Raw genomic sequence first — 23077 nt, forward strand, 5'->3', positions numbered from 1 at the left:
CATGCCGCTGAAAATCGAGCCGTTTACCCATGACATCCCTCGCCCGGCTGCGGCTGCAGCCTGCTGTCAGCCAATTTACGGGCGATTTTGCCCACCGTACCGGCGCCCTGCATCAGCACCAAATCGTTGTCTTGCAGCGCCAGCGCCAGCGTCGCGGGAAGCGCATCCATATCCGGCACCAGAATCGGGTCCACCTTGCCGCGGCCGCGAATAGTGCGGCATAAAGAGCGGCTGTCGGCACCGGGGATCGGCGCTTCTCCGGCGGGATAGACGTCCAGCATCAGCAGGACATCCACGCCGGAGAGGACGTTGGCGAAATCGTCGTACAAGTCCCGCGTGCGGGTATAGCGGTGCGGCTGAAACACCATCACCAGCCGCTTGTCCGGCCAGCCGGCACGCGCCGCTTTAATCGTGGCGTCCACCTCGGTCGGGTGATGGCCGTAATCGTCCACCAGCATCACTTCGCCCGTTTTGCCGTTGACGTTGGCCAAATCGTAACGGCCCAAATCATCAAAGCGGCGTCCGGTGCCCTGAAATTGCAGCATCGCCTGCAAAATGCTCTCGTCGTTGATGCCTTCTTTGGTCGCCACCGCAATCGCCGCCACCGCATTCAGCGCGTTGTGGCGACCCGGTGCGTTGAGCTCCACCCGTAAATCGGCTTTTTCCTGCCGGGTGAGGGTAAAGCTGCCGCGCGCACCGTCCTGACGGTAATCGGTGATCCGCAAATCGGCATCGTCGCTGAAGCCATACGTGGTGATCTGGCGCCCGACGCGGGTCAGCAGTTCGCGGATCACCGGATCGTCGATACACATCACCGCACGGCCGTAAAACGGCAGATTGTGCAGAAAGTTGATAAACGTCTGCTTGAGATTTTCAAAGTCGCCCTGATAAGTATCCATATGGTCGGCTTCGATATTGGTAATAATCGCCACAATCGGCTGCAAATGCAGGAAGGAGGCGTCGCTTTCGTCGGCCTCGGCAATCAGGTAGCGACTGCAGCCCAAACGGGCATGCACGCCGGCGGCTTTCACCAGTCCGCCGTTCACGAAGGTCGGATCTAGGCCGGCCTCGGCATAAATACTGGCCACCATCGCGGTGGTGGTGGTTTTACCGTGCGTACCGGCAATAGCAATACCGTGGCGAAAACGCATCAGCTCCGCCAGCATCTCCGCACGCTGAATGACCGGAATACGCGCCTCTTTGGCCGCCACAATTTCCGGGTTATCGGCCGCGATGGCGCTCGACACCACCACCACGCTGGCGTCGCTGATATTCTCCTGGCGGTGGTTGAAATAAATCTGCGCACCCAGGTCCGTCAGTTGCTGCGTCACCGCGTTCGGCGCCAGATCGGAGCCGCTGATTTGATAGCCCTCGTTCGCCAGCACTTCCGCGATACCGCCCATGCCGGCACCGCCGATGCCGACAAAATGGATTTGCCTGACGCGGCGCATCTCGGGGACAAACGTTCGCAGTTTAGCCAGTTGTTGTGTATTCACAGTCTCATCGCTTAAGTCAAAAAAACGCTCAAGACGGCACGCCCGGCCCGTCCGGTGTTATCGGTGCACGCTCAGGCGCGCACCGCTGCCGCCACTTCCCGCGCCACGCGCTCCGTAGCATCGGGTATCGCCACCGCCCGGGCGCGTTGCGCCATGGTCAGCAACGTCGGCCGATCCCAGCCGGCCAGTACGTCGCTGACCCGCTCAACGTTAAAGGCCGGCTGCTCAATAATTTTCGCCGCGCCGGCCTGCTCCAGCGGCCGCGCGTTCCAGTACTGCTGACGATCTTTGTGCATAAACGGCACAAACAGGGCCGGCAGGCCGGCGGCGGCGATTTCGCTCACCGTCAGCGCCCCGGAGCGGCACACCACCACATCTGCCCAGGCGTAGGCGGCGGCCATATCGTCGATGAATTCCACCATCTTGTGCTGCGTCTCGCCGCTCGCCGCGTAGGCCCGGTTAACCTCATCCAGCGCCCCTTTCCCTACCTGATGCCACAGCGTCAAGCTGCCCGCTAACCGGGCGGCGACCGCCGGCATGGTCTGATTGAGCACCCGCGCGCCCTGGCTGCCGCCGATAATCAGTACCCGAATCGGCCCTGTGCGATCGCGAAAGCGCGCTTCGGGCGCCGGCAGCGCCAGCACCGCATCACGTACCGGATTGCCCACCACCTCGGCATGGGGGAAGGCGCCGGGAAACGCCTGCAGCACTTTGCGGGCAATTTTCGCCAGGCCGCGGTTGGTCAGGCCGGCGATACCGTTCTGCTCGTGCAGGACCACCGGAATGCCGCAGCTCCAGGCCGCCAGACCGCCGGGCCCGGAGACATAACCGCCCATGCCCAGTACCACATCCGGCCGCCAGGCGCGCATAATCCGCCGCGCCTGACGCCAGGCGCGCCAGATGCGCACCGGCGCCAGCAGTTGCGCTTTCAATCCCTTGCCGCGCAGGCCGCTGATGCGGATGACATCGATTTCAATGCCGTGCTGCGGCACTAGATCGGCTTCCATGCGATCGGCGGTGCCGAGCCAGCGGACCCGCCAGCCCTGCGCCATCAGGTGATGCGCGACCGCCAGCCCCGGTAACACATGTCCGCCGGTACCGCCCGCCATCACCATCAACCGCCTGGTCTTTGCCGTCATCGCGGTCCCCTCGCAAACGCCTGCGCCTTGGCCAGACGCGTCTCAAAATCCACTCTCAGCAGCAGGACTATCGCCGTCGACATGATAAGCAGGCTCGAACCACCGTAGCTGATTAACGGCAGGGTCAAGCCTTTGGTCGGCAGCATGCCGGCGGCGGCGCCCACGTTGACCAGCGCCTGGAAGCTAAACCAGATACCGATGGAACAGGCCAGAAAACCGGAAAAGCGCTGGTCGATTTCAAGCGCTTTGCGGCCGATCGACATGGCGCGGAACGCAACCAAAAACACCATTAGTAGCGCCAGCACCACGCCGAAGTAACCCAGCTCTTCGCCCAAAATGGCGAAGATAAAGTCGGTATGGGCTTCCGGTAAATACTCCAGTTTCTGTACCGAGTTGCCCAGTCCCTGTCCCCAGAACTCGCCGCGGCCAAACGCCATGAGCGACTGGGTAAGCTGGTAGCCGCTGCCGAAGGGATCATCCCACGGGTTCCAAAATGACGTCACGCGCCGCATACGGTAGGGCTCAGCGATGATGAGCAATACCACCGCGAAAATGCCCGAACCGATAATCGATAAGAATTGCCATAGCTTGGCGCCGGCCAAAAACAACATCGCCAGGGTGGTGACGAACACCACCACCACGGTGCCGAGATCGGGCTGCGCGAGCAGCAGTACCGCCAGAAGCACCATCACGCCCATCGGTTTGCAAAATCCCCAGAAGTTAGTACGTACTTCCTCTACCTTACGCACCAGATAACTGGCCAGATAGCAAAACAGTGCCAGCTTGGATAATTCCGCCGGCTGGATGCGCAGCGGCCCGAGCGCTATCCAGCGCGACGCGCCGTTAACCGAACTACCGACCACCAGCACCACCAACAGCATCACCAGCGTGATAAGCAGCATCACCGAGCTGTAGCGCTGCCAGACCGCCATCGGGATCCTGAGCGTTGCCAGCGACAGCACAAACGCCAGACCGAGATAAAACGCATCACGTTTGGCAAAGTAGAACGGGTCGTCCGACAGGCGCGCCCCGATCGGCATCGACGCCGAGGTCACCATCACGAAACCGATACCGGCCAGCCCCAGCGTCAGCCACAGCAGCGTACGATCGTAGAGCAGATGGGTCGGTGCCTCAGGCTCGCGCGCCCCCATCACCCACGCCTTCAGGCGGGGGATCATGCCTAAACCGGGAAAGCGCATCAGCCTACCTCCCGCGCCAGGCGGGTGAACACGTCACCACGCACTTCAAAATTGCTGAACTGGTCCAGGCTGGCGCAGGCCGGCGACAGTAGCACCAGATCCCCTGCCCTCACCCGGGAACCGATGATGCGCATCGCCTGCTCCAGCGTCTCGGTGAGCGTCGCGGCGTCGGGACGCAGGGACGCCAACTGCGCGCCATCCTGGCCGAAACAATACAGTTGCACCCGGTCGCCCTGCAGCCACGGCGAGAGCGGCATGAAATCGGCGGATTTACCATCGCCGCCCAACAGCAAATGCAGCGTACCCGCCACATCGAGTCCGTTCAGCGCCGCCTCGGTACTGCCCACATTGGTCGCTTTGGAATCATTAATCCAGCGTACGCCGCGGCGTTCATGCACCAACTCAAAACGGTGCGCCAGACCGCGGAACTGCCGCAGCGCCGCCAGACTTGCCGCGCGCGGGATGCCCACTGCATCCGCCAGCGCCAGTGCCGCCAGGGCGTTGGTGTAATTATGGCGGCCGCCGATGCGCAGTTCCGCACCTTCCAGCAGCGGCTCGCCGTTCGCCATCAGCCAGGTCTGCCCCGCATGCCGGCGGAGGCAATAGTCGCCGCGCTCCGCGCAGAAGCTGACGCAGCGCGCGTCATGTCCGCGCACCGGCAGGGTAAGCGCATCCTCTGCGTTGACCACGCAGACCGTAGCATCGTGGTAAATTTCCAGCTTGGCCGCCCGGTACTGTTGCAGGCCAAGCGGATAGCGGTTCATGTGGTCTTCACTGATATTGAGAACCGTCGCCGCCGCCGCTTTCAGGCTATGGGTGGTTTCCAGCTGGAAGCTCGACAGCTCCAGAACATACAGCTGGCACGGCGATTCCAAAAGCGTCAGCGCCGGCAGACCGATATTGCCACCAACGCCCACCTGCCAGCCGGCGGCGGCAGCCATTTCGCCCACCATACGGGTGACGGTGCTTTTGCCGTTGGAACCGGTTATCGCCACCACCGGCGCCGATGCCTCACGCGCGAACAGCTCGATATCGCCGACAATGGCAACGCCGGCCGTCGCGGCCGCGGCCAGCGCGGGATGCGACAGGGGAACGCCGGGGCTGGTGACGATAAGCGTCGCGTCGAGAAACCACGCCTCGTTCAGCGACCCCAGGTGGCGCAGCACCTCGGCCGGCAGTTTCTCAAGACCCGGCGGCGTAAAACGGGTGTCCATCACCCGCGCCGTCATGCCACGGCGGCGGAAGAAGCCAACGCAGGAAAGGCCGGTAAGCCCCAGCCCGATGATGACCACTTGTTCGCCCCGATAGTCCGTCATTATTACCGTACCTTCAGCGTTGCCAGTCCGATGATGACCAGCATCAGGGAAATAATCCAAAAACGCACGATGACGCGCGGCTCCGGCCAGCCCTTCAATTCATAATGGTGATGGATGGGCGCCATACGGAAAATGCGCTGACCGCGCAATTTGAACGAGCCCACCTGTAAAATCACCGACAGGGTTTCCACCACGAACACCCCGCCCATAATCAGCAGTAAAAACTCCTGGCGCAGCAGCACGGCGATAGTGCCGAGCGCGCCGCCCAGCGCCAGCGAACCGACGTCGCCCATAAACACCTGCGCGGGGTAGGTGTTGAACCACAAAAAGCCCAGCCCGGCGCCGACAATGGCCGTGCACACCACCACCAGCTCACCCGCTAAGCGCACATAAGGTATGTGCAAATAGCCGGCAAAATTCATGTTGCCGGTCGCCCACGCCACCAGCGCCAGACCGGCGGCGACAAACACCGTCGGCATAATCGCCAGACCGTCCAGACCGTCGGTCAAGTTGACCGCATTACTGGTGCCGACGATGACAAAGTAGGCTAAAAGCATATACCACAGCCCTAGCTGCGGCATGATGTCCTTGAAAAACGGCACCACCAACTGGGTCGCCGGCGTGTCTTTGCCCACCGCGAACATGGTGAAGGCAACCGCCAGCGCTATTACCGACTGCCAGAAATATTTCCAGCGGGCGATAAGCCCCTTGGTGTCTTTGCGTACCACCTTGCGATAATCGTCGATAAAGCCGACGATGCCGTAGCCCACCAGGACAAACAGCACACACCAGACATACGGGTTGGACGGATAGGCCCACATCAATACCGAAATCGTGATCGAGGTGAGGATCATCAACCCACCCATGGTCGGCGTGCCGCGTTTGGTGAAATGCGATTCCGGGCCATCATTGCGCAACACCTGTCCGATCTGCAGTTTTTGCAGCCAGGCGATAAGGCGCGGTCCCATCCACAGCGACAGGAACAGCGCGGTCAGCAGGCTGACGATGGCGCGAAACGTCAAGTAAGAGAAGACGTTAAATCCTGAATAAAATTTGACCAGATGTTCGGCCAGCCACACTAACATGGTGCTTTCTCCTGTAACGCGCGCACCACCTGCTCCATCGCGGCACTACGTGAACCCTTCACTAATACGGTTATTACCGCCTGTTCGGACAGCAGCTGCGCCAGTCGGGCGGTCAGCGCTGTTTTGTCCTGGAAATGTTTGCCCCGGCCGCTGGCCTCACCGATAAGATGGCTCAGACTGCCGACGCTTAAGACTTTGTCGATACCGGCCAGGGCGACGGCTTCGCCGACCTGTCGATGGCATTCCGCCGCTTCCTCTCCCAGCTCGGCCATATCGCCGACCACCATCACCCGGTAGCCCGGCATTTCCGCTAGTACCTGCGCGGCAGCGGTCATGGAGCCAACATTGGCGTTATAGCTATCGTCCAGCAGCAGCCGGCCGGCGCCGAGCGCAATAGGGAACAACCGTCCCGGCACGGCCTGCAACTGCGCCAGACCGGCGGCAACCGCCGGCAGTCCCGCCCCCACAGACAGCGCCAGTGCGCAGGCGGCCAGGGCATTGGCGACATTATGCTTGCCTGGCAGCGGTAGCCGCACCGGGCATTCTCCCTGCGGACTGTGCAGGGTGAAACGCACGCCCTGCTGATCGCTTGCGATGTCGCTGGCAAAAAATCCACGCCGTCGGCGGCCTGTACGGCAAAACGCCAGACCGCCTTGTGGCCCAGTACCTGTTGCCAGTGCGGCCAATCATGACTGTCGGCGTTAAGAATGCCACGTCCATTGGCCGGCAGGCCGGCGAAAATTTCGCCCTTGGCCTGCGCCACGCCCGACAACGAGCCGAACCCGGCCAGATGGGCCGCGGAAAGGTTGTTCACCAGCGCGGTTTCCGGGCGCACCAAATCGGTGGTCCAGGCGATTTCGCCAAGATGATTGGCTCCCAGCTCGATAACCGCAAAATCATGCGCCGGCGTCAGGCGCAGCAGCGTCAGCGGTACGCCAATATCGTTGTTAAAATTACCTTCGGTCGCCAGCACCTGCCCGCATTGGCGCAGGATGGCGGCGGTCATTTCCTTGACCGACGTTTTGCCGGAGGACCCCGTCAGGGCCACAACCCGCGAAGGGACCTGCTGGCGCACCCAGGCGCCCAATTGGCCCAGCGCGCGTCGGGTATCGGCGACAACCAACTGCGGCACGTCCAGCGGCAGCCGGCGGTTGACCAGCAGCGCGGTGGCACCGGCGGCGACCGCCTGCTCGGCGAAATCATGGGCGTCGAACTGATCGCCTTTCAGCGCGACAAATAAACACCGCTGCGCCGCCGCCGGCGCCCGCGAGTCGGTGACGAGGGTTTCGATGGTGCCATCACTGCCCACCCGTTCGGCATTTAGCACCGGCGCGATAGCGCTGAGCGTAAAGGGGATCATGCCACCACCCCCAACAGCCGCGCCACGGTAGTACGGTCGGAATAGTCCAGCCGCTGCTGGCCGATTATCTGGTAATCCTCATGGCCCTTACCGGCCACCAGCACCAGATCCGCCGGCGCGGCCTGCATAATGGCGCTGGTAACCGCTTCGGCGCGGCCGGAAATCGCCTGCACCCGGCCCGCATCCAGCAGGCCGCTCTTAATGTCGTTGATGATATCCTGCGCCGCTTCGCCGCGCGGATTATCATCGGTGATGATCACCCGGTCGGCGAACTGCTCTGCGATAGCGCCCATCAGCGGCCGTTTACCCTTATCACGATCGCCGCCGCAGCCGAACACGCACCACAGTTTGCCGTGGCAATGCAGTCTGGCCGCCGCCAACGCCTTTTCCAGCGCGTCAGGGGTGTGGGCATAATCCACCAGCACCGTAGGGCGGCCTTCGGTATGAAACACCTCCATGCGACCGCAGACCGACTGCAGGCGGCTGGCGCACTCAAGCAGCGCCGGCAGCGGATAGCCGAGCGCCAGCAGCGTGGTGAGCGCCAGCAACAGATTGCTGACGTTGAATTGCCCCACCAATGGGCTGTTGAGCGTCCCTTCGCCCCAGCTGGAGCGAAAAGGGATCTCCGCGCCGCGCGCATGATAACGTACCTCGCCGGCGCACAGCCAGTCGCCATGGCGTTCCATCGGCAGCGCCTCGCTGACCGCGACCGCAATCGCCTGCGGCAACCTTTCGAGCCAGCGCCGGCCGGTGGCATCATCGGCGTTGATGATGCGCTGACTCACGTCCAACTCGCTAAACAGCCGCCATTTGGCCGCTTCGTACTGCGCCATGTCGCCGTGATAATCAAGATGGTCGCGGCTTAAATTGGTAAACACCGCGGCGGCAAAATGCACATCGCTGACCCGATGCTGCACCAGGCCGTGGGAGGAGACTTCCATCGCCGCGAAGCGCGCGCCTTGCCGCTGCAGCTGTGACAGCAGCTGTTGGACTTCAATCGGTGAACCGGTGGTATTGTCGGCCGGATGGATATGGCCCAGCACGCCGTTGCCGACGGTGCCCATCACCGCGCTAGTTTCACCTAATAGCTGCGCCCACTGCGCCAGAAGATGGGTGGTGGTGGTTTTGCCGTTGGTGCCGGTGACGCCCACCAGGCGCAACGCGCGCGACGGCTGCTGATAAAAGCGCCCCGCCAGCGCGGATAAACGCGCATGTAGATGGTGGAGATAGATGACCGGCACGCCACGCAGCTCACTGATTTCACCCTCTTCAGCCTCACCTTCCGCTTGTGCCACGACGGCGGCAACGCCCTGCGCGATCGCCTGGGGAATATAGCGACGCCCGTCCGTCTGATGGCCGGCGACGGCCACAAACAGATCGCCCGCAGCCGCGATTCGGCTATCCAGCGTCATTTCCCTCAGCACGCGTTCCGTGGCATCAGGTACCCAGGGCACGAGCAGCTCACGCAAATTACGATCGGTCACCGGATGCCTCTTTTCGATTATTGACCACCATGTCGGATTTCTCACCGGGCTGCGGCAACGCATCCGGCTCTATGTTCATTGTCCGCAGTACACCGTCCATAATGGCGCCAAATACCGGCGCGGAGACCGCCCCGCCGTAGTATTTGCCGCCCTGCGGATCGTTAATCACCACCACCAGCGCAAAGCGCGGATTGCTGGCCGGCGCGACACCGGCGGTATAGGCGATATATTTATTAATGTAATTGCCATCCGGCCCGACCTTTTTGGCGGTACCGGTTTTAATAGCGATACGGTAGCCCTTAATGGCGGCTTTAGTGCCGCCGCCGCCCGGCAGCGCCACACTTTCCATCATGTGAACCACGGTACGTACCAGCGCTTCGGGAAACACCCGCTCTCCCGCCACGGGCGGATCGACCCGAGTGATGGAAAGCGGGCGTAGCACACCCATGCCGCCGATCGTGGCGTAGACCCGCGCTAATTGTAACGGCGTTACCATTAGCCCGTAGCCGTAAGAGAAGGCGGCCTTCTCCATGTCGGACCACCGTTGTTTATGGGGATATAAGCCACTGCTTTCTCCGACCAGACCCAAATTGGTCGCCTTACCCAATCCAAAGCGCGAGTAAGTTTCTACCAGCGCCGAGGAGGGCATCGCTAACGCCAGCTTAGACACACCGACGTTACTCGATTTTTGCAAAATCCCGGTCACGGTCAATTCGGCATAGCGCGCCACGTCCTTAATTTGGTGGCCGCTAATCATGTAGGGCAGCGTATTTATTACGCTGTTTTCTCGCACCACGCCGCGCTGTAGCGCGGTCATCACCACCATCGGCTTGACCGTCGAGCCCGGCTCGAAAATATCGGTGATAGCGCGGTTGCGCATCACGTCCATCGTGGTTCCGGTCAGGTTGTTGGGGTTGTAGGAGGGGCTATTGGCCATGGCCAGTACTTCGCCGGTATTAACATCCACCAGCACTGCGGTGCCGGACTCGGCTTTATTGAACGCCACCGCGTTGTTCAACTCGCGATAAACCAGCGCCTGTAGACGCTCGTCGATGCTGAGCGCCAGATTGTGCGCCGCCTGGCTGTCCACCGAGAAAATATCCTCTATGACCAGGCCGAACCGGTCTTTGCGCACCGTACGCTCGCCGGGCTGGCCGGTCAGCCAGCGGTCAAAGCTCTTCTCTATGCCCTCAATGCCCTGGCTATCGATATTGGTCACACCGATGAGATGCGCGGTCACCTGACCTGCGGGATAGTAGCGCCGCGACTCTTGGCGCAGGTAAATGCCCGGCAGTTTAAGTTTATGGATGTAATCGCCGATAGCAGGATTAACCTGGCGCGCCAGATAGATAAAACGCCCTTTGGGATTGGCGTTAATGCGCGATGATAGCTGATCGAGAGGGATGGAAAGCGCATCCGACAGCGCCTTCCAGCGGCTGTCGGCGCTGATGCCGCCATGATCGTTAAGCTCTTTCGGATCGGCCAAGATGGCGTTGACCGGCACGCTCACCGCCAGCGGACGGCCGGCGCGGTCGCTTATCATACCGCGCGCGGTGGGAACCTGCTGCACGCGCAGCGAACGCATATCCCCTTCGCGCACCAGTTTGTCGGGATTAATTACCTGCAAATAGGCCACCCGCAGCATCAGCCCTACCAACGCCAGCAGGATGCAACCGCACAGCAAGGCGAAACGCCAGCTGACAAAGCTGGTCTGGTTCTCCTGGCGTTTCAGTTTCATCGTGCGTGCTGCGGCTTTCATGTATCGTTATCGATCCCTGTGTAGATTACGGTTGAACCACAATATTTTCTTGTGACGGACTCACATGCTGCATCTGAAGTTTCTCGGTGGCGATACGCTCCACGCGGCTGTGATCCCCCAGCGCGTTCTCTTCCAGGATCAGGTTGCGCCATTCGATATCCAGCGCGTCCTTCTCCAGCACCATCTGTTCACGTTCCGCGGTCAGCCGCCGGGTCTGGTGGGTCGTCATCACCACCAAAACTGCGGAGACCAGGACCGCAATCAGCAACAATAGCGGCAGCTTGCCTTGGCGCAGCAAATCGCTGCCGATAACGCCTATCAGGCCGTGACGTTCGTTGCCGATCATGGCGCCAGCTTCTCAGCGAAACGCAGCACCGAACTGCGCGCGCGCGGGTTATCGCTTATCTCCCGCGCCGAAGGCTGCATTTTGCCCGCCGCTTTCAGTTGGCGCTGGTCCCGGTACTGTGCGGCGATCTGCGCTTCCGTGAGCGGCAACCCCGCCGGCACTTGCGGTCCGCGGCTGTGCTGACGAATAAATTGTTTCACCAATCGATCCTCCAGCGAATGGAAGCTGATAACCGACAACCTGCCCCCGGGGGCCAACACCCTGAGCGCGCCGTCCAGCGCCCGTTCGATCTCTTCCAGCTCGCTGTTGATGTAAATGCGGATCGCCTGGAAACTACGCGTCGCCGGATGCTTATGCTTGTCGCGAAACGGGCTGGCGTCGGCAATCAGCGCCGCCAGTTCGCGGGTGCGGGTCATCGGCTGCTGGAGGTTGTGCGCCACGATGGCCTGCGCAATTCGCTTGGCGAAGCGCTCTTCGCCAAAGGTCTTCAACACCCAGGCAATGTCCTCCGCTGACGCCTGCGCCAGCCACTGCGCGGCAGACTGGCCGCGCGTGGTATCCATACGCATATCCAGCGGTCCATCGCGCATAAACGAAAAACCGCGTTCCGGGTCGTCGAGCTGAGGCGAAGAGACGCCGAGATCCAGCAATATACCGTCAACCTTGCCCAGCAGGTCCCGTTGCGCCATGTACTCCGCCATGGCGGAAAATGGCCCGTGGATAATGGTAAAACGCGCATCGTCGCTGGCCTGCGCCGCCTCGATGGCCGCCGGATCGCGATCGATAGCGAACAGCCGTCCCTGCGCGCCCAGCTTTGATAAAATAAGACGCGAATGCCCGCCGCGCCCGAATGTCCCGTCCAGATAGACGCCGTCTGGCCGAAGATCCAGCCCCTTCACCGCTTCATCCAGCAGCACGGTGGTATGTAAATAATTTTCTGACATGGCTATAGCGATAAGTCTTGCAGCCGGTCGGTAAGCGGTAGCTTCGCCGACAGCTCAGCGTCGATGTCATCCTTGACTTGTTGATACCAGGTCTGTTCGTCCCACAACTCGAACTTATTGAATTGCCCAACCAGCATCACTTCTTTTGACAGCCCGGCGTGCTGCCGGAGCGTCGGCGCCAGCAGAATTCTGCCTGCGCCATCCATCTGGCACTCGCTCGCATGCCCCAGCAACAAACGCTGCACCCGGCGTTCCGCGGGGTTCATGCTCGACAATCGCGACAGCTTTTGTTCAATGATTTCCCAGGCCGGCAAGGGGTAAAGCAACAGACATGGCTGATGGAGGTCAATGGTACACACCATTAAACCTGCCGATTCCTCATTCAGCTTTTCCCGGTGACGGGTAGGCACGGCGAGCCGGCCTTTGCTGTCAAGGTTAACCAAGGTTGCGCCACGAAACATACGTCCGTTTACCCCTTAAAAACCTTAATCACCACTTTTCCCCACAAATTCCCACGCAAAAGAGTGTACGAATGGTGTCAAAACATTGTCAAGCGACTAAATGACTCAGAGGGGATTATTTACGTCGGTAATTACCATTCGTGAGGAGAATGCGTAATACATCACGAAAAAAGCTAAAAATAACATCACTCTATTCATCGTCATTCTGTACGGATTAAAAAATATAAATATTCGCGCCTGCGAAACCATCGCCGGCCAAAAACCGGTCTGATGGACTTCCTGGCAGCGAGACAACGCTAGGCAACACGAGGGCGGATGAAGCAAGGGGGGAGTAACAGAAGGGTTTACTATTCCTCTTTTTTCATACTGCGCAGATATTTTAACGCCTTTATTAATCCGCTGAAAGCGTTCTGTTCGACGGCTTAAAATACACCGTTACTTTTATATACCCTAATCTTTGTTGATTTTACCATCAGATGTTTATTGGTAACCGTCCGCTTTATTTTATCACCAGACTAATCCTAAAAATAGCGCAATTTTTTGACACCGCTGCGGTAGTTAAAACCCCCCACGACCTATCTCAGAAATCATTCCGCCCAACCATTTGATTCTCATTATTTTTCATTAACTGACGGCGAGAAATCGCCTAAATGGCGAACGACGGATATTTTATCGGCACAAAAACTGTCTTTTATCATAAAAATAAAAATTATTAACTAGTTAACTTAGGGTAAGCAGTGATGTAATCTACACTGCATAAATTAAGCATTACAAATCACTCCGTCATCAGTCTCGCTGACCGGAGATTTCTTTTCTCGCTGGAGCCGTCAACTCATGTCTGCTGCATCATCTCGTCTACGCAGTGCTACGGCGGACACCTTCGCGCTGGTGGTATACTGCTTTTTTACCGGGATGGCGATTGAGATCCTATTGTCTGGCATGAGCCTGCAGCAGTCGCTATCTTCACGAGTGCTGGCGATCCCGGTTAATGTGATTATCGCCTGGCCGTTTGGTCAGTATCGCGATGCGGTGCTGCGTCTGGCATGGCGCCACGGTCCCAAACAAGTCTGGAACCGTAACCTGGCGGATCTGCTGGCGTATGTCAGTTTTCAATCACCGGTGTATGCGGCGATTTTGCTGGTGGTGGGGGTGGAGTGGGGGCAGCTGATAGCGGCGGTGGCCAGCAATGCGGTGGCCTCTATGGTGCTCGGCGTGGTGTACGGCTACTTCCTGGATTATTGCCGCCGGCTGTTCCGGGTGACCGGGACGCTGCCGGTCGCCTCGGCGCCGTCTCGGCAGTAATCCCGGCTCACGGCCCGGCGGCGCAGGTTAATTACGACTAAGCTGACCGCGCCGGAACAGGCTGCGGCGAATACGCGTCAGACCCGGCTTGGGTCGGTGGGGCTCGTCGAGGCTGGCGAGCACCCGCTCCGCCACTTCCCGATGGCGCTGGGCGACCGCCAGCACCGGACACTCTAGAAAATCCAGCAGTTCATTATCGCCAAAAGTGGCGATGGCCAGATGGGTCGGCAGCCGGCCGCTGCGTTTCAGCGTCACATCCATCACTCCCTGCAGCAGTGAAAATGACGTGGTGAACAGCGCCTGCGGCATCGGATTGCTCTCCAGATAGCGGCCAAACAGCCCTGCCGCCGCTGAACGCTCATAGCTGTTGGCATAGAGAAAGTCCGGCTTGCGCCGATCTTGCCCCCAGCCGCGCCGGAAACCCTGCTCGCGCAGGAAACTCACCGACAGCTCCGGCAGAGCGCCAAGATACAACACGTGCTCCCCCGGGAACTTACTCAGCTCCTGAGACAGCATTTCCGCATCTTCCTCATCCGCACCGACGACGCTGATAAAGTGCTCGCGATCCAGCGCACGGTCGAGGGCAATAATGGGGAACGCGTCATTGGCCCAGCGTTGGTAGAACGGATGCTCCGGCGGCAAGGCGGTTGAGACGATAATAGCGTCAACCTGCCGCTGAAGCAGATGCTCCACGCAGCGCATCTCGTTGTCCGGCTGGTCTTCCGAACAGGCGATCAATAGCTGATAGCCGCGCTGACGCGCCTGGCGTTCGAGATAGTTGGCGATGCGGGTATAACTGGTATTTTCCAGATCGGGGATAACCAGGCCGATGGAGCGGGTGCGCCCGGCGCGCAGGCCGGCTGCGACCGCATTGGGATGGTAATTATGCTCCCTGACCACTGCCATAACCTTTTCCACGGTTTTATCGCTGACGCGGTATTGTTTCGCTTTGCCGTTAATGACATAACTGGCGGTTGTGCGCGAAACACCAGCCAGGCGCGCGATTTCATCCAGTTTCACATAGACCCCTTTATGCTTATCAATTAACCCTTTGCCCGAGTGTCCATAGTCGCACCGGGGAATTCAACCATGCTACAACTATCAGCACAAAATGCTAAGCGAAAATCCGGCGGCCGTTGCCGAAGCGGCGTCAGCGCCCGACTTATAAGGCTTATAGGGCCGGTACAGCGGGTAAGCTGATAAAGCTTATACGGCTGATGCGGTTAATACGGCTGATACGGCTTATAGCATAATTTCAGCGGAAGAAACGGCAACAGGGCACTGCACGCTGTCAGGGCCGGTAGGGCCTGAGCACCTGTCTTGTCGTCCCGTGAGAACGGGCCGGACAATGTTTGAGACTGATAATGCACAGCAGAGGACAGCGCCCGCTAAGGCCTGTCAGCCCGCCATGCCGGCCCGGGGGACGCGCCGTGCGCAGGAGTTCAGCTCGGCGTCAGGGTAGATCCGCCGGGCGAGCCAGATTTTCCGACCAGCGTATACAAGGGGGGGTGCCGGTAATGCCGGTTTCAGCCCCCAGTGCGAGACGCGTTCAGCGCATCACTTTATCGCCGCGCGAAAGGCCGACGATGCCCGAACGGGCGACTTCCACTATCTCCGCCACCTCACGCACGGTGGCGAGAAAAGCGTCCAGTTTTTCACTGGTGCCCGCCAGCTGTACGGTATAGATAGCCGGCGTGACGTCAACAATCTGACCGCGGAAGATTTCGGCGCAGCGTTTCACCTCTTCGCGCCCGAAACCGCTGGCCTGCACTTTCACCAGCATAATTTCCCGTTCAACGTGGGTCCCGCCGCCCTGCCCCAGCTCGCTGACGCGCAGAACGTCCACCAGCTTATGCAGTTGCTTTTCAATCTGCTCCAGCACCTTCTCGTCGCCCACGGTCTGAATAGTCATGCGTGAGAGGGTCGGATCGTCGGTAGGGGCCACGGTCAGACTTTCGATATTGTAGCCACGCTGGGAAAATAGCCCGATAACCCGGGATAATGCGCCGGATTCGTTTTCCAGTAACACTGATAAAATACGGCGCATGATCAGGTCCTCTCCGTTTTACTTAGCCACATTTCATCCATGCCGCCGCCGCGAATTTGCATGGGGTAAACGTGTTCCGTGCCATCCACCATCACGTCCACGAACAACAGACGGTTTTTCACCGCCAGCGCCTGTGCCAGCTTGGATTCCAGCTCATCGTGCCGCTCAATGGCGATACCAACCCGCCAACTTCACGAAGTCCGGCAGGGACGCCATATAGGATTGGGAGTGGCGGCCGGAATAAATCATGTCCTGCCACTGTTTCACCATGCCGAGATAGCGGTTGTTCAAACTGACCACCACCACCGGCAGATCATATTGCAGTGCGGTGGACAACTCCTGAATATTCATCTGGATACTGCCATCGCCGGTGATGCACAGCACGGTTTCCTGGGGAAAGGCCATCTTCACCCCGAGCGCCGCCGGCAGGCCAAAGCCCATGGTGCCCAGACCGCCGGAGTTGATCCAGCGCCGCGGTTCATCGAATGGATAATACAGCGCGGCAAACATCTGATGCTGACCGACGTCGGAGGTCACGTAAGCGTTACCTTGCGTCAGCCGGTACAGCGTCTCGATCACCGCCTGGGGTTTAATTTTATCGCTGCTGCTGTCGTAGTTTAGGCAGGCGCGGGCGCGCCACTGTTCGATATCACGCCACCAATCACGTAGCGCGTCGAACGGCTGACGGTTTTCTCCGGCCGCCAGCAGCTCCAGCATCTGTTCAAGGACTTGGCGGGCGTCGCCAACAATCGGTACGTCGGCGGTGACGGTTTTGGAAATCGACGCCGGATCGATATCGATATGCAGTACCGTCGCATCTGGACAGTATTTCGCCAGATTGTTGGTAGTGCGATCGTCAAATCGAACCCAGACGGCGAAAATTACGTCGGCGCGATGCATCGCCATATTCGCCTCGTAGGTGCCGTGCATCCCCAGCATACCCAGGCTTTGCCGATGGCTGCCGGGGAAACTGCCCAACCCCATCAGCGAGCTCACCACCGGCAAATTCAGCTGTTCGGCCAGTTGACGCAGCGCGTGATGGCAGGCGGAGGTAATGGCACCGCCACCGGTATACACCACCGGCCGCCCGGCGGCGAGCAGGGTTGTGAGCGCGCGCCGGATTTGCCCCTTATGGCCCTGCACGGTCGGGTTGTACGAGCGCATCGACACCGCATCGGTATAAAGGTAGGGAAGCTTGTGCGCCGCGCTCAGTATGTCTTTGGGTAAATCGATCACTACCGGTCCCGGCCGGCCGCTGGCGGCCAGAAATAAGGCTTTTTTCAGCACCAGTGGAATATCTTCGGTTTTCTTCACCAGAAAGCTGTGTTTCACCACCGGGCGCGAGATGCCTATCATGTCGCATTCCTGAAAGGCGTCGTAGCCAATCAACGAGCTGGCTACCTGGCCGGACAACACCACCAATGGAATCGAGTCCATATAGGCGGTGGCGATACCGGTGATCGCATTGGTGGCGCCTGGACCAGAGGTCACCAGCACCACGCCGACCTCGCCGGTGGCGCGGGCGTAGCCGTCGGCCATGTGTACCGCGCCATGTTCGTGACGCACCAGCACATGATCGATGCCGCCGACCGTGTACAACGCGTCATAAATATCCAGCACGGCACCGCCGGGATAACCGAATACCTGCTTTACGCCCTGATCAATCAATGACCGGACCACCATCTCGGCTCCTGACAACATCTCCATGGTTTGCCTCCAGGCTTACAGTGTTACGCCGACAGCGGAACGCCTTTCCGATTGTCGTGATGGACAGGGTAATAAGCACCCTGAATACTGTGTTGTTATATTTTATGGCCGATTACGATAGCGCCTGTTAATGATGCAGGCAAACAGCAAAAAACCCTGCGCTATAAACGGGTATATTTAATACGCTATCCTAACGCGACTCTACAAGATAATTCACTGGATAAGACCCTTTTTACGGCAGGTTATTTCTGCCGGTGGGTCAATTTTAGCAGGGGTGCATAAAAGCGCGCGCCGGATGCGGTACCAATAACTCTACTAAACGAATTCATTACTGGAATGCACAGAATCTATGTCCACGTCTCTCCGTCTACTAAGACTACTACTACACGCAAAATTGATGCGCGGTAGGCTGGTGCACGGAATTCTGGCCACTCCAGATTAAAACCCGCGCACTGCGCAGGTTTTTTTATGCCTGGCGTGTGCGGCAACCAACAGAATAAGGATCCACCATGAGCCAACAAGTCATTATTTTCGATACCACGCTGCGTGATGGTGAACAGGCGCTGCAGGCGAGCCTGAGCGTAAAAGAGAAACTGCAGGTTGCGCAGGCGCTGGAAAGAATGGGCGTTGACGTCATGGAAGTGGGCTTTCCGGTGTCTTCCCCCGGCGATTTCGAGTCGGTGCAGACCATTGCCCGTCAAATCAAAAACAGCCGGGTTTGCGGCCTGGCGCGCTGCGTCGATCGCGATATTGATGTCGCGGCAGAGGCGCTGCGCGTGGCGGAGGCCTTCCGTATCAATGTTTTCCTGGCCACCTCCACCCTGCATGTGGAATCCAAGCTGAAAAAGAGCTTTGACCAGGTGGTCGAAATGGCAGTGCACTCTGTCAAACGCGCGCGCAACTATACCGATGACGTCGAATTTTCCTGCGAGGACGCCGGCCGCACGCCTATCGACAACCTGTGCCGTATTGTTGAAGCCGCCATTAACGCCGGTGCGCGCACCATCAATATTCCCGATACGGTGGGCTACACCACGCCGAACCAGTTTGGCGGCATTATCCATTCCCTGTACCAGCGGGTACCGAATATCGATAAGGCCATCATCTCGGTCCATTGCCACGACGATCTGGGCATGGCGGTCGGCAACTCTATCGCCGCGATCCAGGCCGGCGCCCGTCAGGTGGAAGGGACCCTGAACGGCATCGGCGAACGCGCCGGCAATACCGCGCTGGAAGAGGTGATCATGGCGATTAAAGTGCGCCAGGATCTGCTGAACGTCCACACCGGCATCCATCATCAGGAAATCTACCGCACCAGTCAGGTGGTCAGCCAGCTGTGCAACATGCCTATCCCCGCCAATAAAGCGGCTGTGGGCGCCAACGCCTTCGCCCACTCTTCCGGTATTCATCAGGACGGCGTACTGAAAAACCGCCAGAACTACGAAATCATGACACCGGAAACCATCGGCCTGAAAGAGGTGCAGTTGAATCTGACCTCCCGCTCCGGCCGTGCGGCGGTGAAACACCGAATGCAGGAAATTGGCTACCAGGAAAGCGATTACTCCCTGGATGAACTGTATGACGCCTTCCTGAAACTCGCTGATAAAAAAGGGCAGGTTTTCGATTACGATCTGGAAGCGCTGGCGTTTATCAACAATCAGCAGGAGCAATCGTAGCATTTCCACCTGGAATATTTCAGCGTGCAATCCAGCTCCGCCGATATCGCCACCGCCTCGGTGAAACTGGCCTTCGATGACGAGGTGCACGCCGAAGCCGCTACCGGCAACGGCCCGGTAGATGCCGTCTACGATGCGCTGAACCGCATTACGCAATTCCCCATTCAGCTGGAAAAGTACCAGTTGACCGCTAAGGGCCACGGCCGCAATGCGCTGGGCCAGGTGGATATTGTCGTGGAGTATGATGGTCGCCGTTTCCACGGCGTCGGTCTGGCCACGGATATCATCGAATTCTCCGCACTGGAGATGGTCAATGCGATGAACACTATATGGCGCGCGCGGCAAGTCGGTATCGAACTGCAGCGCCTGCACCAACACAACAACAGTCAAGATATGCAGGAAACGGTGTAATGATGAGCAAGACCTACCATATTGCGGTGTTACCGGGCGACGGTATCGGCCCGGAAGTCATGGCGCAGGCCTATAAGATCCTCGACGCGGTGCGTCAGCGCTTCAACGTGCGCATTTCCACCAGCGAGTATGACGTGGGCGGCGCGGCGATAGACCGCCAGGGCAGCCCGCTGCCTGCCGTCACCGTTGCAGGCTGCGAACAGGCGGATGCGATTCTGTTCGGGTCGGTGGGCGGCCAGAAATGGGAACACATGCCGGCGGCGGAACAGCCGGAGCGCGGTGCCCTGCTGCCGCTGCGTAAACACTTTAAGCTGTTTTCCAACCTGCGCCCGTCGCGCCTGTACCCCGGGCTTGAGGCCTATTGCCCGCTGCGCGCCGATATCGCCGCACGCGGATTCGATATCCTGTGCGTGCGGGAACTCACCGGCGGCATCTATTTCGGCCAACCGAAAGGCCGCGAAGGCACCGGTCCGCACGAGCATGCTTTCGATACCGAGGTGTACTATCGCTTCGAGATTGAACGCATCGCCCGCATCGCCTTTGAATCGGCGCGCAAACGGCGCGGCAAAGTCACCTCCATCGACAAAGCCAACGTATTGCAAAACTCCATTTTGTGGCGCGAGGTGGTCAGTCAGGTGGCTCAGGACTACCCGGATGTCGCGCTGTCGCATTTGTATATCGACAACGCCACCATGCAGATGATTAAAGATCCGTCCCAGTTTGATGTGATGCTGTGCTCGAATCTGTTCGGCGATATTCTCTCCGACGAATGCGCCATGATTACCGGCTCTATGGGCATGCTGCCTTCGGCCAGCCTGAATGAGCAGGGCTTTGGCATGTATGAGCCGCCCTGCTGCTGCGTTACAGCCTGGGGCTGGACGATGCCGCCAACGCGATTGAGCGGGCGGTGAATCAGGCGCTGGAAGCCGGCCACCGCACCGCCGACCTGGCCGGCGGCAGCGCGGTGGGCACCGGTGAAATGGGCGATATTATCGCCGCGTTAATCAGTCAAGGGGCATAATTAACATGGGCAAGTCGTTATATCAAAAATTATACAATGCACACGTGGTCTATGAAGCGGAGAATGAAACGCCGCTTTTGTATATCGACCGCCATTTAGTGCATGAAGTGACCTCGCCGCAGGCGTTCGACGGCTTGCGCGCTCAGGGCCGCAGAGTACGTCAACCGGGCAAAACCTTCGCCACCATGGACCACAACGTTTCCACGCAAACCAAGGATATTAACGCCTGTGGCGAGATGGCCCGTATTCAGATGCAGGAGTTAATGAAAAACTGCGCCGAATTCGGCGTGCAGCTGTATGACCTGAACCACCCTTATCAAGGGATCGTCCACGTCATCGGCCCGGAGCAAGGGATGACTTTGCCGGGCATGACTATCGTCTGCGGCGATTCCCATACCGCAACCCACGGCGCCTTCGGCGCGTTGGCGTTCGGTATTGGCACCTCGGAAGTGGAACACGTGCTGGCGACCCAGACCCTGAAACAGGGCCGGGCCAAAACCATGCAAGTGGACGTGACCGGCCACGCCGCCCCCGGCATTACCGCCAAGGATATCGTCCTGGCGATTATCGGTAAAATCGGCTCCGCCGGCGGTACCGGCCATGTAGTGGAATTCAGCGGCGCCGCCATCCGCGCGCTGAGCGTGGAAGGCCGCATGACGCTTTGCAATATGGCGATCGAAATGGGCGCCAAGGCGGGCCTGGTCGCCCTGGACCACACCACTTACGCCTACCTGCAAAACCGGCAGTTCGCGCCCAAAGGCGATGACTGGCATCAGGCCGTGATGTATTGGGACACCCTGAAATCCGACGATGATGCCCGCTTCGACAAAGTCGTGACGCTGGATGCGCAGGACATCGCGCCGCAGGTGACCTGGGGCACCAACCCCGGCCAGGTGATTGCCGTCAATCAGGTTATCCCGTCGCCGGAGTCATTCAGCGATACGGTAGAGCGCAATTCCGCCGCCAAGGCGCTGGCCTACATGGATTTGCAGCCCGGCATTCGCCTTACCGACGTGACGATTGACAAGGTCTTCATCGGTTCTTGCACCAACTCGCGCATCGAAGACTTGCGCGCCGCCGCCGCCGTTGCCCGCGGCCGCCGCGTTGCCGCCAGCGTACAGGCGATCGTGGTGCCAGGTTCCGGTCCGGTCAAGGCGCAGGCGGAAGGGCTGGATAGAATTTTTCTCGACGCCGGCTTTGAATGGCGCCTGCCGGGCTGCTCCATGTGTCTGGCGATGAACAATGACCGCCTGAACCCCGGTGAGCGCTGCGCGTCAACCAGCAATCGTAACTTTGAAGGCCGTCAGGGCCGCGGCGGCCGGCCGTTTCGCCGATATCCGCGAATTGAATTAAGGAAACAGAGATGGCTAAATTTACCCAACATACCGGCATCGTGGTACCCCTTGACGCCGCCAACGTTGACACCGATGCGATTATCCCCAAGCAGTTTCTGCAGAAGGTGACCCGTACCGGTTTCGGCCAGCATTTATTCAACGATTGGCGCTTTCTGGACGACGCCGGGCAACAGCCTAACCCGGATTTCGTGCTGAATCAGCCGCGCTATCGCGGCGCCAGTATCCTGCTGGCGCGCGAAAACTTCGGCTGCGGCTCCTCCCGCGAGCATGCGCCCTGGGCGTTGACCGATTACGGCTTTCATGCCGTGATAGCACCAAGCTTTGCCGATATTTTCTATGGCAACAGCTTTAACAATCAGCTGCTACCGATTACGCTGCCGGAAGAACAGGTCAACGCGCTGTTTGCCCTGGTCGCGGCGCAAGAAGGGGTGACGTTTACCGTCGATCTGGAACGGCAGCAGGTCGTGGCCGGCGAAAAGATTTATCCTTTCGAGATAGACAGCTTCCGCCGCCATTGCCTGATAAACGGCCTCGACAGTATCGGCCTGACGCTGATGCATGACGAGGCGATAGGCCAATACGAGAGCCGCCAGCCGGCGTTCCTGAACTGAGCACCGCCGCCGCCCGACGGCGGTGATTGCCGGGCGGGGAGGCAGCGCCACCGGCCGGGTTCCGCCATTCCGCCGCCGCCCCAGTATCGAATACTCACCGCTCATGCGCAATGCATCGCTGCACACCGCGCCGGCATGCCGCTTTTTCTCTCGTCAGAGCGCGTATCTTCCCCCTTCGCCCGGTCCTCTCCACCTACCTCCGCAGCGTGTCACGTTATCCCCGTTTCGCGCAGCCTATGGTGGCCACCCTTACTCGGTTAACCATTACTGCTACCGCCTTCCGGCTTTATGCGTTACCGTCCCCCCTTCGCCACCGTGCACCAATGCTTCGCCCCTGACTTGCCAGCTTGCTGCGCAA

At 59.5% G+C, this 23077-nt stretch carries 14 protein-coding genes and 5 pseudogenes; 5 read left to right on the forward strand and 14 right to left on the reverse strand.

Features of this window, described 5'->3' with window-relative positions; all coding sequences use genetic code 11:
- Nucleotides 1-23: 23 nt before the first annotated feature.
- The 11 genes and pseudogenes from murC to mraZ form a co-directional block, all read right to left on the reverse strand.
- A complete protein-coding gene (murC, locus tag JZM24_RS10095) occupies nt 24-1496 on the reverse strand; it encodes a UDP-N-acetylmuramate--L-alanine ligase (protein WP_215669545.1) in 1473 nt (490 codons plus the stop codon).
- A gap of 71 nt (nt 1497-1567) precedes the next feature.
- On the reverse strand, nt 1568-2635 hold the full coding sequence (gene murG / locus JZM24_RS10100; RefSeq protein ID WP_215669546.1) for an undecaprenyldiphospho-muramoylpentapeptide beta-N-acetylglucosaminyltransferase: 1068 nt from the start codon (nt 2633-2635) through the stop codon (nt 1568-1570).
- Nucleotides 2632-3834, reverse strand: coding sequence for a cell division protein FtsW (ftsW, locus tag JZM24_RS10105; protein WP_215669547.1), 1203 nt, complete (start codon nt 3832-3834; stop codon nt 2632-2634). The genes murG and ftsW overlap by 4 nt, the downstream gene beginning before the upstream one ends.
- Complete coding sequence (gene murD, locus JZM24_RS10110; protein ID WP_215669548.1) at nt 3834-5150, reverse strand: UDP-N-acetylmuramoyl-L-alanine--D-glutamate ligase; 1317 nt, start codon at nt 5148-5150, stop codon at nt 3834-3836. Before murD ends, ftsW begins: the two co-directional genes overlap by 1 nt.
- Nucleotides 5151-5152: 2 nt before the next feature.
- Nucleotides 5153-6235 carry a phospho-N-acetylmuramoyl-pentapeptide-transferase gene (gene mraY / locus JZM24_RS10115; protein WP_215669549.1) on the reverse strand — a complete coding sequence of 361 codons (1083 nt, stop codon included), beginning with the start codon at nt 6233-6235 and terminating at the stop codon, nt 5153-5155.
- Nucleotides 6229-7595: pseudogene (gene murF, locus JZM24_RS10120) on the reverse strand (UDP-N-acetylmuramoyl-tripeptide--D-alanyl-D-alanine ligase). The gene mraY and the pseudogene murF overlap by 7 nt, the downstream one beginning before the upstream one ends.
- On the reverse strand, nt 7592-9079 hold the full coding sequence (murE, locus tag JZM24_RS10125; RefSeq protein WP_215669550.1) for a UDP-N-acetylmuramoyl-L-alanyl-D-glutamate--2,6-diaminopimelate ligase: 1488 nt from the start codon (nt 9077-9079) through the stop codon (nt 7592-7594). The pseudogene murF and the gene murE overlap by 4 nt, the downstream one beginning before the upstream one ends.
- Complete coding sequence (ftsI, locus tag JZM24_RS10130) at nt 9066-10838, reverse strand: peptidoglycan DD-transpeptidase PBP3 (protein WP_215669551.1); 1773 nt, start codon at nt 10836-10838, stop codon at nt 9066-9068. The genes murE and ftsI overlap by 14 nt, the downstream gene beginning before the upstream one ends.
- 25 nt (nt 10839-10863) lie before the next feature.
- Entirely contained in the window at nt 10864-11184 is a 321-nt protein-coding gene (ftsL, locus tag JZM24_RS10135) for a cell division protein FtsL (protein ID WP_215669552.1), read from the reverse strand.
- Nucleotides 11181-12128 (reverse strand): 16S rRNA (cytosine(1402)-N(4))-methyltransferase RsmH, encoded by a 948-nt coding sequence (gene rsmH / locus JZM24_RS10140; protein WP_215669553.1) that lies wholly within the window; start codon nt 12126-12128, stop codon nt 11181-11183. The genes ftsL and rsmH overlap by 4 nt, the downstream gene beginning before the upstream one ends.
- Before the next feature lie 2 nt (nt 12129-12130).
- Entirely contained in the window at nt 12131-12589 is a 459-nt protein-coding gene (gene mraZ / locus JZM24_RS10145; protein ID WP_215669554.1) for a division/cell wall cluster transcriptional repressor MraZ, read from the reverse strand.
- Between the two features lie 834 nt (nt 12590-13423).
- Here mraZ and JZM24_RS10150 point away from each other — a divergent pair.
- Nucleotides 13424-13891, forward strand: a complete 468-nt coding sequence (locus JZM24_RS10150; RefSeq protein ID WP_215669555.1) for an L-alanine exporter AlaE — start codon at nt 13424-13426, stop codon at nt 13889-13891.
- Nucleotides 13892-13918: 27 nt separating this feature from the next.
- Here JZM24_RS10150 and cra read toward each other — a convergent pair whose 3' ends face one another.
- From cra to ilvI, 3 genes and pseudogenes are all read right to left on the reverse strand, one after another.
- Nucleotides 13919-14911, reverse strand: coding sequence for a catabolite repressor/activator (gene cra / locus JZM24_RS10155; RefSeq protein WP_215669556.1), 993 nt, complete (start codon nt 14909-14911; stop codon nt 13919-13921).
- Nucleotides 14912-15440: 529 nt separating this feature from the next.
- Complete coding sequence (gene ilvN / locus JZM24_RS10160; RefSeq protein WP_215669557.1) at nt 15441-15938, reverse strand: acetolactate synthase small subunit; 498 nt, start codon at nt 15936-15938, stop codon at nt 15441-15443.
- Nucleotides 15939-15940: 2 nt separating this feature from the next.
- A pseudogene (ilvI, locus tag JZM24_RS10165) lies at nt 15941-17645 on the reverse strand (acetolactate synthase 3 large subunit).
- A gap of 509 nt (nt 17646-18154) precedes the next feature.
- Between ilvI and leuA the strand changes: the two are divergent.
- The 4 genes and pseudogenes from leuA to leuD all read left to right on the forward strand — a co-directional run bounded on the left by leuA (nt 18155) and on the right by leuD (nt 22719).
- Nucleotides 18155-19732, forward strand: a pseudogene (leuA, locus tag JZM24_RS10170) (2-isopropylmalate synthase).
- A 2-nt stretch (nt 19733-19734) separates the two neighbouring features.
- A pseudogene (gene leuB, locus JZM24_RS10175) lies at nt 19735-20753 on the forward strand (3-isopropylmalate dehydrogenase).
- Between the two features lie 5 nt (nt 20754-20758).
- Nucleotides 20759-22106 (forward strand): annotated as a pseudogene (gene leuC, locus JZM24_RS10180) (3-isopropylmalate dehydratase large subunit).
- Nucleotides 22107-22116: 10 nt separating this feature from the next.
- Nucleotides 22117-22719: a 3-isopropylmalate dehydratase small subunit gene (leuD, locus tag JZM24_RS10185; RefSeq protein ID WP_215669558.1), complete on the forward strand. Its 603-nt coding sequence runs from the start codon at nt 22117-22119 to the stop codon at nt 22717-22719.
- Nucleotides 22720-23077 lie beyond the last annotated feature (358 nt).

This window comes from Candidatus Sodalis endolongispinus, from assembly GCF_018777395.1.
GTDB lineage: Bacteria > Pseudomonadota > Gammaproteobacteria > Enterobacterales > Enterobacteriaceae > Sodalis_B > Sodalis_B endolongispinus.

What these genes read in the sequence shown, in the direction of transcription:
- rsmH (WP_215669553.1), bottom strand. Translation starts at nt 12,128, where the DNA reads ATGTCAGAAAATTATTTACATACCACCGTGCTGCTGGATGAAGCGGTG.
- mraY (WP_215669549.1), bottom strand. Translation starts at nt 6,235, where the DNA reads ATGTTAGTGTGGCTGGCCGAACATCTGGTCAAATTTTATTCAGGATTT.
- ilvN (WP_215669557.1), bottom strand. Translation starts at nt 15,938, where the DNA reads ATGCGCCGTATTTTATCAGTGTTACTGGAAAACGAATCCGGCGCATTA.
- ftsW (WP_215669547.1), bottom strand. Translation starts at nt 3,834, where the DNA reads ATGCGCTTTCCCGGTTTAGGCATGATCCCCCGCCTGAAGGCGTGGGTG.
- leuD (WP_215669558.1), top strand. Translation starts at nt 22,117, where the DNA reads ATGGCTAAATTTACCCAACATACCGGCATCGTGGTACCCCTTGACGCC.
- murD (WP_215669548.1), bottom strand. Translation starts at nt 5,150, where the DNA reads ATGACGGACTATCGGGGCGAACAAGTGGTCATCATCGGGCTGGGGCTT.
- ftsL (WP_215669552.1), bottom strand. Translation starts at nt 11,184, where the DNA reads ATGATCGGCAACGAACGTCACGGCCTGATAGGCGTTATCGGCAGCGAT.
- murG (WP_215669546.1), bottom strand. Translation starts at nt 2,635, where the DNA reads ATGACGGCAAAGACCAGGCGGTTGATGGTGATGGCGGGCGGTACCGGC.
- JZM24_RS10150 (WP_215669555.1), top strand. Translation starts at nt 13,424, where the DNA reads ATGTCTGCTGCATCATCTCGTCTACGCAGTGCTACGGCGGACACCTTC.
- mraZ (WP_215669554.1), bottom strand. Translation starts at nt 12,589, where the DNA reads ATGTTTCGTGGCGCAACCTTGGTTAACCTTGACAGCAAAGGCCGGCTC.
- ftsI (WP_215669551.1), bottom strand. Translation starts at nt 10,838, where the DNA reads ATGAAAGCCGCAGCACGCACGATGAAACTGAAACGCCAGGAGAACCAG.